Annotated in this window: 17 protein-coding genes; 13 read left to right on the top strand and 4 right to left on the bottom strand. The window is 61.6% G+C overall.

The window, feature by feature from the left end; genetic code table 11:
• Window positions 1–257 precede the first annotated feature (257 nt).
• The 3 genes from ACIBG0_RS29635 to ACIBG0_RS29625 all read right to left on the bottom strand — a co-directional run bounded on the left by ACIBG0_RS29635 (window position 258) and on the right by ACIBG0_RS29625 (window position 1,744).
• Window positions 258–569 (bottom strand): hypothetical protein, encoded by a 312-nt coding sequence (locus ACIBG0_RS29635; protein WP_397036811.1) that lies wholly within the window; start codon window positions 567–569, stop codon window positions 258–260.
• Window positions 566–763, bottom strand: coding sequence for a hypothetical protein (locus ACIBG0_RS29630; RefSeq protein ID WP_397036809.1), 198 nt, complete (start codon window positions 761–763; stop codon window positions 566–568). The genes ACIBG0_RS29635 and ACIBG0_RS29630 overlap by 4 nt, the downstream gene beginning before the upstream one ends.
• An 837-nt stretch (window positions 764–1,600) precedes the next feature.
• A complete protein-coding gene (locus ACIBG0_RS29625; RefSeq protein ID WP_364352378.1) occupies window positions 1,601–1,744 on the bottom strand; it encodes a hypothetical protein in 144 nt (47 codons plus the stop codon).
• A gap of 289 nt (window positions 1,745–2,033) precedes the next feature.
• On the opposite strand from ACIBG0_RS29625, the gene ACIBG0_RS29620 reads away from it, so the two are divergent.
• From ACIBG0_RS29620 to ACIBG0_RS29565, 12 genes are all read left to right on the top strand, one after another.
• Window positions 2,034–2,912, top strand: a complete 879-nt coding sequence (locus tag ACIBG0_RS29620) for a helix-turn-helix domain-containing protein (RefSeq protein ID WP_397036807.1) — start codon at window positions 2,034–2,036, stop codon at window positions 2,910–2,912.
• A complete protein-coding gene (locus ACIBG0_RS29615) occupies window positions 2,909–3,118 on the top strand; it encodes a DUF397 domain-containing protein (RefSeq protein WP_397036805.1) in 210 nt (69 codons plus the stop codon). Before ACIBG0_RS29620 ends, ACIBG0_RS29615 begins: the two co-directional genes overlap by 4 nt.
• A 344-nt stretch (window positions 3,119–3,462) precedes the next feature.
• The gene (locus tag ACIBG0_RS29610) at window positions 3,463–4,008 is read left to right on the top strand and encodes a DUF3558 domain-containing protein (RefSeq protein ID WP_397036804.1); all 546 of its coding nucleotides are present in this window, start codon (window positions 3,463–3,465) and stop codon (window positions 4,006–4,008) included.
• 58 nt (window positions 4,009–4,066) lie between these two features.
• Window positions 4,067–4,270 carry a hypothetical protein gene (locus ACIBG0_RS29605; RefSeq protein ID WP_397036802.1) on the top strand — a complete coding sequence of 68 codons (204 nt, stop codon included), beginning with the start codon at window positions 4,067–4,069 and terminating at the stop codon, window positions 4,268–4,270.
• A 31-nt stretch (window positions 4,271–4,301) separates the two neighbouring features.
• Complete coding sequence (locus tag ACIBG0_RS29600) at window positions 4,302–4,586, top strand: hypothetical protein (RefSeq protein ID WP_397036800.1); 285 nt, start codon at window positions 4,302–4,304, stop codon at window positions 4,584–4,586.
• 306 nt (window positions 4,587–4,892) lie between these two features.
• Complete coding sequence (locus ACIBG0_RS29595) at window positions 4,893–5,231, top strand: ESX-1 secretion-associated protein (RefSeq protein ID WP_397036798.1); 339 nt, start codon at window positions 4,893–4,895, stop codon at window positions 5,229–5,231.
• Window positions 5,228–5,527: a WXG100 family type VII secretion target gene (locus tag ACIBG0_RS29590; RefSeq protein WP_397036796.1), complete on the top strand. Its 300-nt coding sequence runs from the start codon at window positions 5,228–5,230 to the stop codon at window positions 5,525–5,527. The genes ACIBG0_RS29595 and ACIBG0_RS29590 overlap by 4 nt, the downstream gene beginning before the upstream one ends.
• 5 nt (window positions 5,528–5,532) lie before the next feature.
• Entirely contained in the window at window positions 5,533–6,846 is a 1,314-nt protein-coding gene (locus tag ACIBG0_RS29585; protein WP_397036794.1) for a hypothetical protein, read from the top strand.
• 12 nt (window positions 6,847–6,858) lie between these two features.
• A complete protein-coding gene (locus ACIBG0_RS29580; RefSeq protein WP_397036792.1) occupies window positions 6,859–7,371 on the top strand; it encodes a hypothetical protein in 513 nt (170 codons plus the stop codon).
• 43 nt (window positions 7,372–7,414) lie between these two features.
• Entirely contained in the window at window positions 7,415–7,801 is a 387-nt protein-coding gene (locus ACIBG0_RS29575) for a hypothetical protein (RefSeq protein ID WP_397036790.1), read from the top strand.
• Between the two features lie 497 nt (window positions 7,802–8,298).
• Complete coding sequence (locus tag ACIBG0_RS29570) at window positions 8,299–8,652, top strand: hypothetical protein (protein WP_397036788.1); 354 nt, start codon at window positions 8,299–8,301, stop codon at window positions 8,650–8,652.
• A gap of 34 nt (window positions 8,653–8,686) precedes the next feature.
• Window positions 8,687–9,076 carry a YbaB/EbfC family nucleoid-associated protein gene (locus ACIBG0_RS29565; protein ID WP_397036786.1) on the top strand — a complete coding sequence of 130 codons (390 nt, stop codon included), beginning with the start codon at window positions 8,687–8,689 and terminating at the stop codon, window positions 9,074–9,076.
• A gap of 367 nt (window positions 9,077–9,443) precedes the next feature.
• Here the strand turns inward: ACIBG0_RS29565 and ACIBG0_RS29560 are convergent, their stop codons facing one another.
• The gene (locus tag ACIBG0_RS29560; protein ID WP_397036785.1) at window positions 9,444–9,596 is read right to left on the bottom strand and encodes a PEP-CTERM sorting domain-containing protein; all 153 of its coding nucleotides are present in this window, start codon (window positions 9,594–9,596) and stop codon (window positions 9,444–9,446) included.
• A gap of 234 nt (window positions 9,597–9,830) precedes the next feature.
• Between ACIBG0_RS29560 and ACIBG0_RS29555 the strand changes: the two genes are divergently transcribed.
• The gene (locus ACIBG0_RS29555; RefSeq protein ID WP_397036783.1) at window positions 9,831–13,763 is read left to right on the top strand and encodes a phage resistance protein; all 3,933 of its coding nucleotides are present in this window, start codon (window positions 9,831–9,833) and stop codon (window positions 13,761–13,763) included.
• Window positions 13,764–13,771: the final 8 nt, after the last annotated feature.

The following is a 13,771-nucleotide window of genomic DNA, read 5'->3' as shown; positions in this document are numbered from 1 at the left end:
CTGAATACGCCTTCATCGAGTCCTGCGGACAGAAATCCACGAAAGTAGAGTCGGCACACCTGACGATCCGTGCCGCCCTGCGCCCAAACCACCGCTTTGCGCAGCATCCGAACTCCCCATGGTTCTTCTCAATTCACTTCCACGCCGCTTGCTCCTGGGCTTACGCGGCGACACCCGCACAGGCCAGCACAGCGCCCACACCAACACCGCCAACGGCACACCAGCCGCCAGCACCAGCCCAGCAGTGCTCCAACTCATCATCCCTGCCTCCCCGACGAGAACGCCGTCCAACGAGCGAAAGACATTCGCGGAGCGATCGTTTCGACATCCGCGACACACATCACCGCATGGAGCGTGAGCGCATCCATATGTAATGGGGACGGCATGATCACCGCATCCACATCCGCACCCCGAACCTGGTCGACCAGCGGCACCAGCGTGATGTCCGGCGGCCATACCAGCGCGTAGCCGAGCCGCCGCGCCAGCCGCCGCACCTGCGCGGCATCCCATTCCGGCATTTCGGTGACCACCGGGTCTATCCAACCCAGCGCGGTCGGACGCGGCCTCATCGCTGCCTTGCATCGGGGAGTGCGGCTGTCGGTGTGAGCGGTGCGGCGAGTGCCGCGGCATCCGCGCCAGGATCGGTCAGCCCATCGAGGACATCGAGCAAGGTCTGCATGTCGGGGCCGGGCGCCGCCGATGGCTTGGGATCAACGAAATAGCGACAGTCCAGCCGCTCGGCGTGACAACGAGTCTCGCTCACGCGCTCCGGCCCATTAGTCCGTTCGAAGCGGACGGCTTTCGATCTTCTCTCGTCAGCATCGGCGGATGTGGATCGCCACGGCGTGTACTGCTGGCAGATATCCATGTCCAGGCTCATTCCTTGCCGTCCTCCTGATCGCGTATTGGCAAGCACCTGTCGCCGAGGAGCAGTCGCCATCGACAGGGTGGTTTGGCTGGGCGGTCCTTGCCGATGGGGAGCACGGCATCGACCCGGCGCTGCGACGAACGGTTGGCACGCCCGGTACCGGGGACGCGACACCCCGGCACCGCGACGATCGTGTGGGCACGGGCTGATCTGCCAATTCGCGGACCGCGTCCGCGAACCGTTCGACCACATCGGCTTGGTGCGCCGCTGCAGACGGCCGGTGGTCCGATGAACGGAGCATGTTGCGGCAGTTCCGAATCGGCCCACCGCTGCCCGACGGCGGCAGTTCGGTTTCGGGTGGTCACCGGCCTTCCTGACCGGCGTTCTCCGCGCCCGGACCGGCGTGGAGTTTCCCACGGCGTAGACCGGCCACACTCTGTAAAGGAAGGTGGTGGGGACGACGATCAGAGCGGGCATTGGGCGGCACACCTTGGTTGTCCAGTATCGGAGATCTGTTGTCAGGCAGAGGGTCTGGTGCAGGCCGGGCAGTCGGCGGGCGAATCGGTGGGGTGCGGATGTCCCGCCTCGATCAGGCGTGTCCAACAGCCGCGCAACATCTCACACGTCCCTACCCTGCAGTCAGCGTGTAGATCGCGGGAGATCTCCTGATGCATCCGCGCCGGTGCCATCGCTTGGCGCGGATACCGGTGCTCGATGGGATCGGCGGCCATATCAGAACCCCTGGTGCGGAACATCAGCCGGGACCAACCGCCCGGCCTCGATCAGCCGCTTCTTCGCCTGCGCCTTGACCGGGCACATCGACGCGGCGCAGTCCAGATGGGCCTGCATCGTCGCGTGGGCGTATTCGATTGTCATAACAGTCAATTCGCTGTGGTTCGTTACAGGCAGGCCGTGCATACGGAAACTCCGAACGTGGGTGTGGGTGTCTGGAATGCCCGATAGCCGAGGCCGAAACTGCCTGCGCGACAAAGTTATTCACTGAAGCAGCGGGTACATCCCGGCTACCGGGGTGATTTCAGTAGTACGCTCCAGTGGGGCACTTTGGAAGATTTCTACCTGCGATTTGCGGAACTAATTCCCGCACTTCCAGATTGCCACTCACGATCATTCCAAAATGCACGCCAACGACTAGTGAGGCTACGTAATGACCGGTTCGGCTGTACCGCGTCGGATGTTGGGCCGTCAGTTGAAGAGGCTCCGAGAGGAGTCTGGTGTATCGCCAACCGCAGCGGCCAGGGCGATCGAGGTGTCACCTCAGACGCTGTGGCGGATGGAGTCGGGCCAACGCGGGCCGAAGCTGAAGGAGCTCTACATCGGCGTCTTATGCGAGATGTACGGAGCGACTGCAGAAGAGATTGCGGCGCTGACCGGCCTCGTCGCGGAGACGAAGAAGCCGGGCTGGTGGCACAGGTACGGCGATGCCGTTCCAGCTGACTTCAACCTGTTCATCGGGTTGGAGGAGGCCGCGAAGCGGATGACAACCTTCCAGCTGACCCTTGTCCCCGGCCTGCTGCAGACACCGGATTACCGGCGGGCGCTCGCATGGATCGAGTTCCCCGGCCACGCCACCGCTGCCCTGGAAACGCTGATCGAGGTCCACAGTCGGCGGCAGTCGAGGTTGCGGGACAGTGCAAGCGACTTCGAGTTCCGGGTGCTCCTCGGTGAGTCGGTGCTGCACCATCAGGTGGGCGGTTCTGCTGTAATGGCGGAGCAACTTCGGCATCTTGCGGACGTCGGCCTTTCGTCGAACGTGTCGATTCGGGTGATCCCTCAGCAGATCGGAAGCCATCGGGGCTTGATTACGGGATCGTTTGTGTTGATGGAATTTCCCGTACACCCGACGTCTCGGCTGACCGAGCCTCCAGTCGTATATGTGGAGGGCTATACAGGGGCTCTCTACTTGGACCAAGAAGCCGAAATCACGCAGTACCGTACTGCAATCGCGCAGATCCAACAGGTAGCGTTGGACGAAGAGCAGAGCAGGGAACTGCTACTGAAAGTTGCAAGGGAGTACCAAGCGTGAGCATCGACCTGTCCAGCGCAGCATGGTTCAAGAGCAGCAGGTCAGCCAGCCGTGACACATGCGTGGAAATCGCGCACCTCGAAGGCGGCATGGTCGGGGTGCGGGACTCGAAGGACCCCATGGGACCGGCTCTTGTGTTCAGTCCCGCCGAGTGGGATGCGTTCACGGCGGGTTTGCAGAGCAGGGGCTTGAGCTCTCCTGAGTGACGTGTGCACGTGAGATTATAGGAATCCCAGGTGTGCTGGAGTTCTCCCGTTCCCAGAGTTCCATGCCCCGCGCGTCGACGACGGTAGGTGGACGTGCATCGCTTCGGCTGCCGCTGGCGACATCCGACGCAATCTCGGCGTCGCATTCCGCGTCATCGTGCGTTGCGTGCGCGGCCCTATAGACCCCCAGTCTGCAGGATCACCAACGGCTTTGCGTGCTGGCGACCCGGCCAGTACGGTCTAGACAAGGTTGTCGGGGGGCGGGGAAGCCGGTCCGGCCCCAGTCTGGGATGGCACCGGTGTGAGAGGACGAGATGGCCAGCTGGAGTGGTGTGGTCCGGGGTGTGGTTCTCGGTGCGGGGCTGATCATGCTGATGTCGGCGTGCAATTCCGGTGGGGAGTCGAAGGGCACTACGAACAGTGCGGCGGTGACGCCGACTATCGCGGCGGATGTACCAGCGGGGTTCGATGCGTGTAAAGACCTCCCGCAGGCTCTCATTCAGTCGGAGAAGCTGAAGAACAAGGGGGCTGACGTTGTAGATAGGCCCGGTGGCATCAAATGGCGCGGCTGCGGCTGGGTTCAGGCTGGCGGCGATGGATACGCAGGCTCGATCGACACCACCAACATCACCTTGGCGATGGTGCGAGCCAACAAGGACTTTACGGTCGACGAGGAGCTTACGGTCGCCGGGCGGCCTGCACTCACTTCCCACGTCAGCGGCCAGGATCCGCACGCGGACTGCGTAATCAATGTCGAGATGAAAGGCGGCAGTCTCGAGGTCAGTATCGACAACCCGCCTACGGGCAAACCGACTGCCGCCCAGCACTCTTGTGACATCGCTAAGCGTCTGGCGGAGCAGATCGTTCCAGCGATACCTGCCACCCTCTAGACTTGTACCAGCCTTCGGTGGGTTCAAAACCGAAGACCACCGGGGAGGAAGATCAACGATGAGTAGCGATACGACGCCGCAGTCTGCGGGGCCGCTGGCCAGCGCGATTAAGGACGCTCAGGACGGCAAGCTGACCGTCAGTTTCAGCGACGAAGTGCGGGTCAACGCCGACGAGTTCGTCTACATCGAACGCGACTGTGAAGCCTTCAAGGAAGAGATAAAAAAACCTTCAACGGGTCGCGCAAGCCATCTCGCGCCGTGAGCACTGGGGGCTCGGTGAGACGACGGAGGGCATGATCTCGGCCGCGACGCTGGTGGCTCGCTTCCGCGGCAAGGCAAAGATTGTCAATCCGGCCACCGACTCGGACAACAACGTCTACGACATCCTCCAGCAGCACTACCAGATTGTCGACGACATCCAAACCCTCCACCGCACAATCGCCCAGAAATACGTCGAGCAGGACCAAGAATTCGCCGCTCGCTACAACGAGTTGAAGGCGAATGTAGAAGCCAGCCAGATCGGTACCCCGAACCAACTGGGCGTGATTTCGCCCCCAGCCGTCGGTGCCTCGAAATGAGTGATTCGAGTATCCAGGGGCGCGCCGGCCAGCGCGATCAATGACGCCCGGACGCTGAACTATCCCGCTGCGGCCAACCATGTACGAGCGGCACAGGAGTTCGCAGCCCACACGGGAGACAGATCTGCACATGACAGCCTTCGGCCCACTGAAGGTCGAGATCCACAGCAACACGGTGGAACTCGAAGCGGACGCCCCTAACAGGGCAGCTGTCGAGAGCGACACGCTGACCTACACACCCGGGACCCCAAGCTCTGCCACGTCGCTCTATCGCTACCCCAACGGGCATCGGTTAGGATTCGCGTCATGAGTGATGGGGGGACGCCAGGCTCTGGCCAGAACCTCTCGGTGGTGCCACAGAAGGTGCGCGAGGTCGGCAAATACGTCTACGAGTTGGCCGAGGCACTGCGATCGGCGTTGGATTCCGCGGCTAAGGACGTGGCTTCGCTGACCGATGGTAGCTGGACCGGGGACGCGGCCAATGAGTTCTCTGAGGGTTGGACTGACGTGCGTGACGGCGGTGTCCAGATCATGACCGCGCTGACCGGGATGGCGGAGAAGCTGGGTGTCACCGCCGACACCTACCAGGCGAGTGATGGGAGCAACGCCGCCCCATTGAACACTTCGAGTTTGGATTTGCCATGAGCTCTCGGTTTTCGGTCGATCTGGACCATCTCGATGAGGTCGTGGTCCGTCTGTCGGGTCTGGCCGGGTTCATCGGTGAGCATCTCGATGAGATCGATGACCGGGTCGCCTCCCTGGTCGGTAGTGGGTGGGAAGGTGTTGCGGCCCGGGCGTATGCCGATGCTCATGCTCAATGGGTCATTGGGGCAAGGGAATTCGTCGAAGGTGTGAAGGATGTGAGCGACGCCGCGAGGGCGGCGCACGTGCGTTATACCACCGCCCACGACACGAATTACAAGATGTTCTCCCAGGGATAAGACACATGGGTGTACTGGTTATCGACTGGCAGACCTACTACGACGCCGGCAAGAAATGCCACGCCCTGGCCACCGACCTGCGTGCCGCCGACAAACCGGTCCACGACGCGGTCAAAGGTGAATGCGCGGGTATGGCCGGTGACACCGTGGGCTGCGAAGCATGGGGCAAGACCTACGACCGCGTTGCCCAGGAAACGATGCAGACCTGTACGAACCTGGCCGATGCCCTCACCAACTTCGGCAACATGCTCTACGCCGCTGGATACAACTGGGCACTGGGCAATAACTCCAACCCGATGCCCGACCGTCCCACCGTGACCGCGATGTCGGAGTACAAGGTGACCATCCCGACTTCGGTCGGCAACAACGGCGACGGTGTCACCGAGGGAAAAGGCAGCATCCCCGGCTTCTACGACGCCCTGGTCGACAAGATCCAGGACGAGTTCGGCAGCAAACTGCCCAACGGCAACAAAGACAAACTCGCCAAGGCCGCATCAACCTGGAAAACGTTCGCCGAACACAAAACCATCACCGACGCCGCATCCCGGATCACCGAGATCACCAACCTATTCAGCGACATCCAGGACAAGAAAGGCCTCGACCCCCTCCTCGGCCACCTCACCACCCTCAACGGCGGTGCCACCCAACTCGCCTCCGCATCCCTGAACCTCGCCACCCCTGTTGCCGAATACAGCACCGCCACCTGCGAAACCCGCGACAAATTCCGGGACGCGGTCACAAACGCGTTGATAGCAGCCGGAACGACTGTCGTCATCGGTGTCGCCGCCTCCTGGATCACCGCCGCCCTCAGCGACGTCGCCGCCGGCGTCGGCGTCGTAGCGATCGCGGGCAACACCGCCAGAGTGCTCAAAAGCACCTACGACACCAGCAAACTCATCAAAATAATCGGCACCGCGGCAGCAGTCGCGGGAACCACAGCCTTCACGATCACCGCGTTCGACAAAGTCCCCAGCCTCACCGATATCGCGCTCAAACTCGGTGCCATCATCGCCATGAAGGTACTCATCGATGATGCCGATTCGGATGACATCAATCCAAACAGCCCTAGCGGCGCGTTTACCACCGCCTCACAGACAACGAAGATCAACAAGATTGCCAGTTACTACGGTGTGCCAGCAAAAGATGTCAGAGAAGCCATCCACAGAATCAAGGCTTACGGGGCGTGGCGCGGGGACGGTGCGAATAAGAATCCAGATGTTGTGGTCGATCTGGAATCCGGTGAGGTATACGTGAAGAAGCCGGACGGCACCGCGTCAGACGATAGTATTGGAAATATCCGCGACGAGCTGGACAGATGACGAAGGGTAGATGTGAACTCGGAGATTAAAGAGTACGACGACAGGTGGATAATACAACCTTTACGTGGAAGCCGTATTGCCAATATAGAATGGCGGGCCGATGGATTCGAATTCCACCTCGATTCCGGATTCAGGATAGCTGCCGGATACGGAACCGAACTCTCGCCGCGATCACTTGCCGAAGACGATCCCAACCGTCATGCGATCACGCACTGGCCGAAATCCAAAATCGAAAAGACGCTTACAGAGCCAATCGTATCGCCAGTATTCTTCAAGTCCGGCAGCTTTCGGATCGGCTTCCGAAATGGATGGAACATGTTTGTGTCCGATCGGCACCCCGAGATACCAGCTGAGGTTCTCTGGGGCGATATTCTCATTTGGAACCGATCGGGTATCGCAAATCAGTCAGATTATCCGGTTGTGACCGTAGACAAATGGTCAGGAGCCAGAATTCAGGCACCCCCGTGGCCATCTCGGCCAGCCGACCTCGAAATAAACTACAACTCAGATGATATCAACGATTGACCTTGGGGCTAAGTCACCGACCGATAGTTCCCCGGCACCAGTAATGAATTCTGGTGATTTTATTACTCGACTGAAGCGGTACGGAGACCTGGAGTGGTATCGCCATGCGGGCGGTATCGGTGATGACGGCACTCCCGCTCCGCCGCTTGTTGTCTGGAGTTTCCCCGAACCCCGGCCGGCTCGTGTTGCTGAAATAGTGCACGAGGCCGCTTTTGCCGACAATCGAGAGATCGACTGGTTGTTCGACACCACCCGACGAAACTGGGTGCTCGTACCTTCGCGAGTAATGGCCGAGAAAGAACTTCACGGACTGGCAACCGAAGCGCAAGCTGTGGACCTCTTAGTGAGGACGGATCGAGAGTTCTGTCAGCGTTCGGTACGTGATTTCGAGAGGATCATCGCAGTGTTGGATCGATATTCCGGTAACTGAATCGACGAGTTCGCGCCATCGAGGTTCGCGAGCCGCCTGACGGCCTGCATCTCACCACCGGGCTTGCCAATCGCCACAGCGGCAAGCGACGCCGCAGAACGGCTCGATACAAGATCATTACCGACCGATTTGGCGGCATTATTATCATGTATCCGATCCCGTAGATGCTAGGATTTGAATTGGGAATCGATATAATTATTCAAAATCAAGTCCACGAGCCGATCGACCTGGTATATGGGGACGCGGAAGATACGCTTGTCAAGTATCGGGGGAATGCTCCGGCCAGCTCAATACTTCGGGGTCTTCACGCGCACGCGGACACAATGTTCAACACAACCCAGCTGACCATACTCTTGGACGAACTAGCAAATCTTTCACCGAACAACGACAAAGAAGCAGAGATGCTCGTCGTATTGCGCGATGCCGCCGAAACCGCTATCCGTAGGAATGGGTATCTTTGGTTCAGCGGGGACTGAAGTCGTGAACGTTTTCCGCCATTGCTGCAGCCGGTCCTGCGCACAGCACGCGACGGCGAATTTGCGCATCCGGATGGCAGGCGACTCCCAGCGCAAGCCGGAGGGAAAGTAACTGATATGTGGTATTTAGAGGCGTTCGATAAGAAGACCGAATTTTTGGTCCGAGATCATCCTTTACAGGGCCTCGACACAGCGACTTTGCAAGAAATCCTTCACTTCGACGATAGCTGCGAGATCGACGGCATCAATTATCCTCCGGAGGCTGGCGGGTACGACGTGCCGCACTCAAAGCTGCCAGAACTCGCCAAATACCTGTCTCCCGACTTCGTTGCCGATGAATCATGCGACTACCAGGTGGGCTACTACCGAGAGTGATCACGGTTGGCCGCGCGTGCGGTGACTATTTCTGATGAAAGCATGGGGTGCTGTCATGGACTACTTAGACCAATGGAACGAGGACCAACGTCGACTCGTCGCGGAGTGGAGGCGCAAGCACCAGGCTTTACAGCAACGTTTGAGCCAGATCGCCGTTCGTGCCAGTTCCCGTGGTGGCGAGTTGGGCGTGACCGCAGACTCGCGAGGTACCATCACCGACTTGCGACTCACGCCGCAGGCGTTGCGGCTCGGCGACGCACAGCTCGCCCGCCTGCTCCTCGAAACAATTCAGCGAGCTCAATCGGATGCGCACCAGCAGACAGAATCTATCGCACGGACCTACACCGACAACCCAGAGTCTGCTACCGCGATGAAATTCGTTCAGGAGCTACTCGGCCCCGAGAGTACAGCGACCAGAGACTGACGCTGCGGTCCGGGCGTGCTGCTCACGCCCGGGCAGGCAGGCGATTTGCCGCTGCTGTCGGTGCAGCGACAGAAGTCATGACGGCGAACATCGACCAGGGTCGCCACAGTCGGCGAATTCTGCCGACATCACCAAAGACACAACGAAACTCGGCGGAATCGTGATTCCAGACAATGCCTCAGCTTGATTTTCAAGTGCGCCACGACCTTGTCGTAGCGGTGGCCGCCCGCCAGCCGTGCCCGGCCGCCGTGACAACCCTTACGATCACGATTGGCGACCTGATCGGACCATTCAGGGACACCTGTGCGGATTCGCTTGCGTCGCAGTAGAGTTCGATTCGATGCCACCGAGTAAGTCCAGTCGGCGATCACCACACCCTGGTTTGCGTTGCGGTGGCATGCAAGTCGCGGCGCCGCCGTCGCGTAGAGCACAGTCCAGTCATCCCTTCAGTCGCGGCTACGAGGCCGATCAAGGTGGAGGGTGTGTTCACCTGCGCGATTGCGGGAGGTCGGTGTTTCATCCGGTCGGATCACTCCTTCCCCGTCCCGACCATCAGGTTCCCCTGGAAGGTTCTGCGGTCCGCTCGCCGGGATTCGGCCGCCGTCAGAGCCGACGAGCGAATCCGATCGACAGTCGTCCTGCCTGTCTGCGCGACGCGATAGTGTATTGCGATTACTGCACACGCCGCCACGACGATGGCGACCGTTGTATCACGAAGCACACAGCATCACCGCACCGCGGGAGGGGATGAGGGATGGATCAGCGTCCGCTGCTGCGGGATCTCATCGACATCAGGGAGCACGTCGCCGGCTCGGATTATGTGCTCACCCTCGCCGATGCGGTGACCGAGGAGGGGTCGACCAAGGCGGTTCAGGACTATGTGCCCACCGAGCGGCTGCTCGGGAATTTCGACGAGGCCCTGTCGCTGATCAAATCGGCGCTGGACGGGAACACGTCGAAACCCGCGTTCCTGCACGGCTCGTTCGGTGCCGGTAAGTCGCACTTTATGGCGGTGCTGTACGCGTTGCTGTCGGGCAACACGGTGGCCCGCTCCCGCGCCGAGTTCGATCCGCTACTCACCAAGCACGAGTGGCTGACCGAGGACGGCAAGAAGTTTCTCATGGTGCCGTATCACATGATCGATGCCAAGGCCATGGAGCAGCGGGTGCTGGGTGGCTATGTCGACTTCGTCCGCAAGAAGCATCCGGAAGCCTCGATTCCGCCGGTGTACCGCACCGACGCGTTGTTCACCGACCTGCGGCAGCTGCGCATCACCATGGGCGAGGAACAGTTCCTCGCGGCCCTCAATCGTGAGTACGCCGCCGATGAGGATGACGAGTGGGGCGAGTCGGCGGTGTTCTGGACCACCCAGAAGATCGACACCGCGCTCTCCGCTGAGGAGGCCGAGGACGCCAGCGGCCTCAACCTGGTGAACCCGGCCACGCCGCGGGAACTGCGCGCCAAGCTGGTGCACGATGCCGGAACCACCTTGCTGCCCGGCTTCACCCAGCGCGCCGCCGAAGACGAAAGCGGCTTCATCTCCCTCGATGCCGGCCTGAGTGTCATTGCCGCGCATGCGAAGTCGCTCGGTTACGACGGGATCGTCCTGTTCCTCGACGAGCTGATCCTGTGGCTGGCCAGCCTCATCCACGACGAGAAGCGGGTGGCGCGAGAAGCCAGCAAGATCACTAACTTCCGGGAAGGCGGCGACGCCCGGCGCGCGATTCCCATCATCTCGTTCATCGCCCGGCAGCGCGATCTGCGCGAGCTCGTCGGCGAAGAGCTCGCCGGCGCAGCGGAATCCGCGATCCAGGACGCCCTCAACCACGCCTCCGGCCGGTTCGATCTGATCACCCTGGAGGACCGCAACCTGCCGCAGATCGCGCACGCGCGCCTGCTGAAGCCGAAGGGTACTGCCGAAAAAGCCCAGATCGACGATGCGTTCGACAGGACCAAGAAGCTCGGGCCGAAGGTGTGGGACACCCTGCTGGGTTCCGACCAGAGCACCACCGGTGCCGACGAGGTATCGTTCCGGCTGAGCTACCCCTTCTCCCCCGCTTTTCTCGACACCCTCGTCCATATCTCGGCGGCGTTGCAGCGCTCCCGCACCGGCCTGAAACTGATGGGCCAGTTGCTCGCCGACCATCGCGACGAACTTCGACTCGGTGACCTGGTGCCGCTGGGCGACCTGTACGAGCAACTCACCAAGGGCGGCGACCGGCCGTTCGTTTCCGACAAGAAGGTGCTGTTCGAGGCCGCCGACAAGCTGTACAAGACACGGCTGCGCCCCTACTTGTTGAGCTCGAACGAGGTCAGCGAGGACGACGTCGACGAGTACGTGCACCGTCGCGACAAGATGACCGACGCCCAGCTCGCCGGCCGGTGCAAACAGTTCGTCGGCGAGAACCGCCTGGTGTCCACACTGCTGCTGGCCGCCCTCGCGCCGAGCGTTCCGGTCTTGCGGGACTTGACCATTCGCCGCCTCGGCGCGCTCAACCACGGTTCGATCACCACCATGATCCCGGGCCGCGAAGAAGGCGTGATCAAAGCCAAGGTCGACGAGTGGGCTTCGCGGTTCCCCGAGATCAAGCCCACGGGAACCGACGTCAATCCCGGTGTGCGCCTGGAGCTTTCCGGTATCGACGTCGAAGGGGTCCTCGCCAACGCCAGCGCCAATGACAACCCGTCGAACCGGGCGGCGTTGGCGCGCGACCTGCTCGCCGACGAGCTCGGTCTGGAGCGCGCCAATGGCCGATTCGACGCCGATGAACTACGTTTCGTATGGCGGGGTTCGAACCGCGTCGTGGAAGTGATTTTCGGCAACGTCTCCGACGAGGACAATCTACCCAACCACGACCTGCAACCCACTTTCCCGGACCGCTGGCGCATTGTCGTGGACCTGCCCTACGACGAAGGCATTCACACACCCGTCGAAGACGCCGACCGTATCCGGCGGTTGCGAGAACAGCAGGGCGGCAACCATCCTCAAACCGTCGCCTGGCTGCCAACACACCTGACGAAGCCCAGGTGGGAGGACTTCCGTCGGCTGCTCGTCATCACCAAGACCCTGGCCGACCCGTACCGTTTCGACACCCAGTACGCCCAGCATCTCAACCCCGATAACCGGGCCAGCGCCAAGCAACTGCTCGAATCGCAGCGCGAGACCCTCCGCAAGCAGGTGCTCACCTCGTTCAAGCAGGCCTACGGGCTGGCGGAGAAGAAGCCGAACGATGTCACCGCCGACCTCGATCAGCACTTCCATCCGCTGCCCGATATCGACGGACTGACGCTGCCGATCGGCCAATCCATGCACGACGCCGTCCGCAATATCGCAGGCAAGCTGCTGGCGCACCAGTTCCCGGACCACCCGAACCTGGATCCGAAAGAGACCGGCCGCGCGGTGAAGCTGGCTGACGCGAAAACCGTATTCACGCATGTGCGTTCGGCTGCCGAAGCCCGCGACGGCCGCGTCGAGGTGCCGTCGAAGGACCGCGACCTCATGCGCCAGGTTGCCGAACCACTTGGACTGGGCCAACAGAAGGAAGCCTATTTCGAATTGTCGCGCCGCTGGGCCGACCACTTCCGCAAGACGGCGCAGACCGAAGGCATCACCGGCGACCTGTCGGTGATCTCGCTCAACGACTGGACCGACCTGCCCCACAAGCGTGGCCTGGAACCACATATCGCGAACTTGGTGATCGCCGCCGTCGCGGAGATGGACGACCGGGTGTGGGTGCGCGGCGGCGTACCCATGGACACACCCGAGCTGAACAAGATCCAGCCGGGCGACGCACTGCGCAGTCAGCCGCTGCCTAGCGAATCGGACTGGGACACCGCCTGCACCCGCTTCCAGACGATCTTCGGCGAGACGGTGCCAACCCTGCGCCGCGGCCGGCTCGTTCAGCAGTTCTCCCGCCAGATCACCACTGCCGCAAGCAAGTACCAGGATCCTGCCGCTCGCCTAGTGGAGCAGCTCGAGAAGCACGCTGACTTCCTCGGTCTGGACGACACCGACCCGACGGGCCGCTTGGCGATCGCCCGTCGCGCGATTGATCTGCTGACGGCCATGATCGGCAGCGGCGCTGGAGCGGCGGGCGCGAAGAAGACCGTCGAGACGTTCGCGAACTTCGACCTGGCCGGGGTCAGCCCGGACCGCTACGCCACCTCGATCAAGTCGGCCGACAAGGTGATTTCGGCGCTCACCCATACCGCTTGGGGCAATCTGGCGCAGGCCCGGTATCTCGGTCCCGAAGGTGCCGCGCTGCTGGATTCACTGCGCACGGTTGCCCGCACGGATCAGCGCTCCGCCGATCTCGTCGAAGCGCTGCGCAGCACCGATGCCAAGGTCACCGCGTTGTCGACACGAAAGCTGCGCGAAAAGGCCGAGCGCGAAAGACTGGAGAGCGAATCCGCCGTCCCGATCACGCCGCTGCCATCCGATGAATCCGCACTGCCGGATTACGGCACCACTGGGCCCGACGATGTCGATCTCGCCACGCCGACCAGCGATCCGCGCGTGGATGATGATGCTCCTACGGGCTCCAAAAACATGCGCACCACTCGGCGCTCCGGCAAGCGCAGGACCACCGCTCGCGCCGCGGCAAAGGACTTCACGGCCGAACTGGCGGAGTTGGCGTCCTTGGAACCGGGAGTCACCGTCGAAATAACCTGGCGGGTGGTGGAATGACCCGAACA

It is taken from the genome of Nocardia sp. NPDC050630, from assembly GCF_044457245.1.
Classification (GTDB): Bacteria; Actinomycetota; Actinomycetes; order Mycobacteriales; family Mycobacteriaceae; genus Nocardia.
The sequence above is the reverse complement of the archived record's forward strand: the minus strand, read 5'-3'. Positions and strand labels throughout refer to the sequence as shown.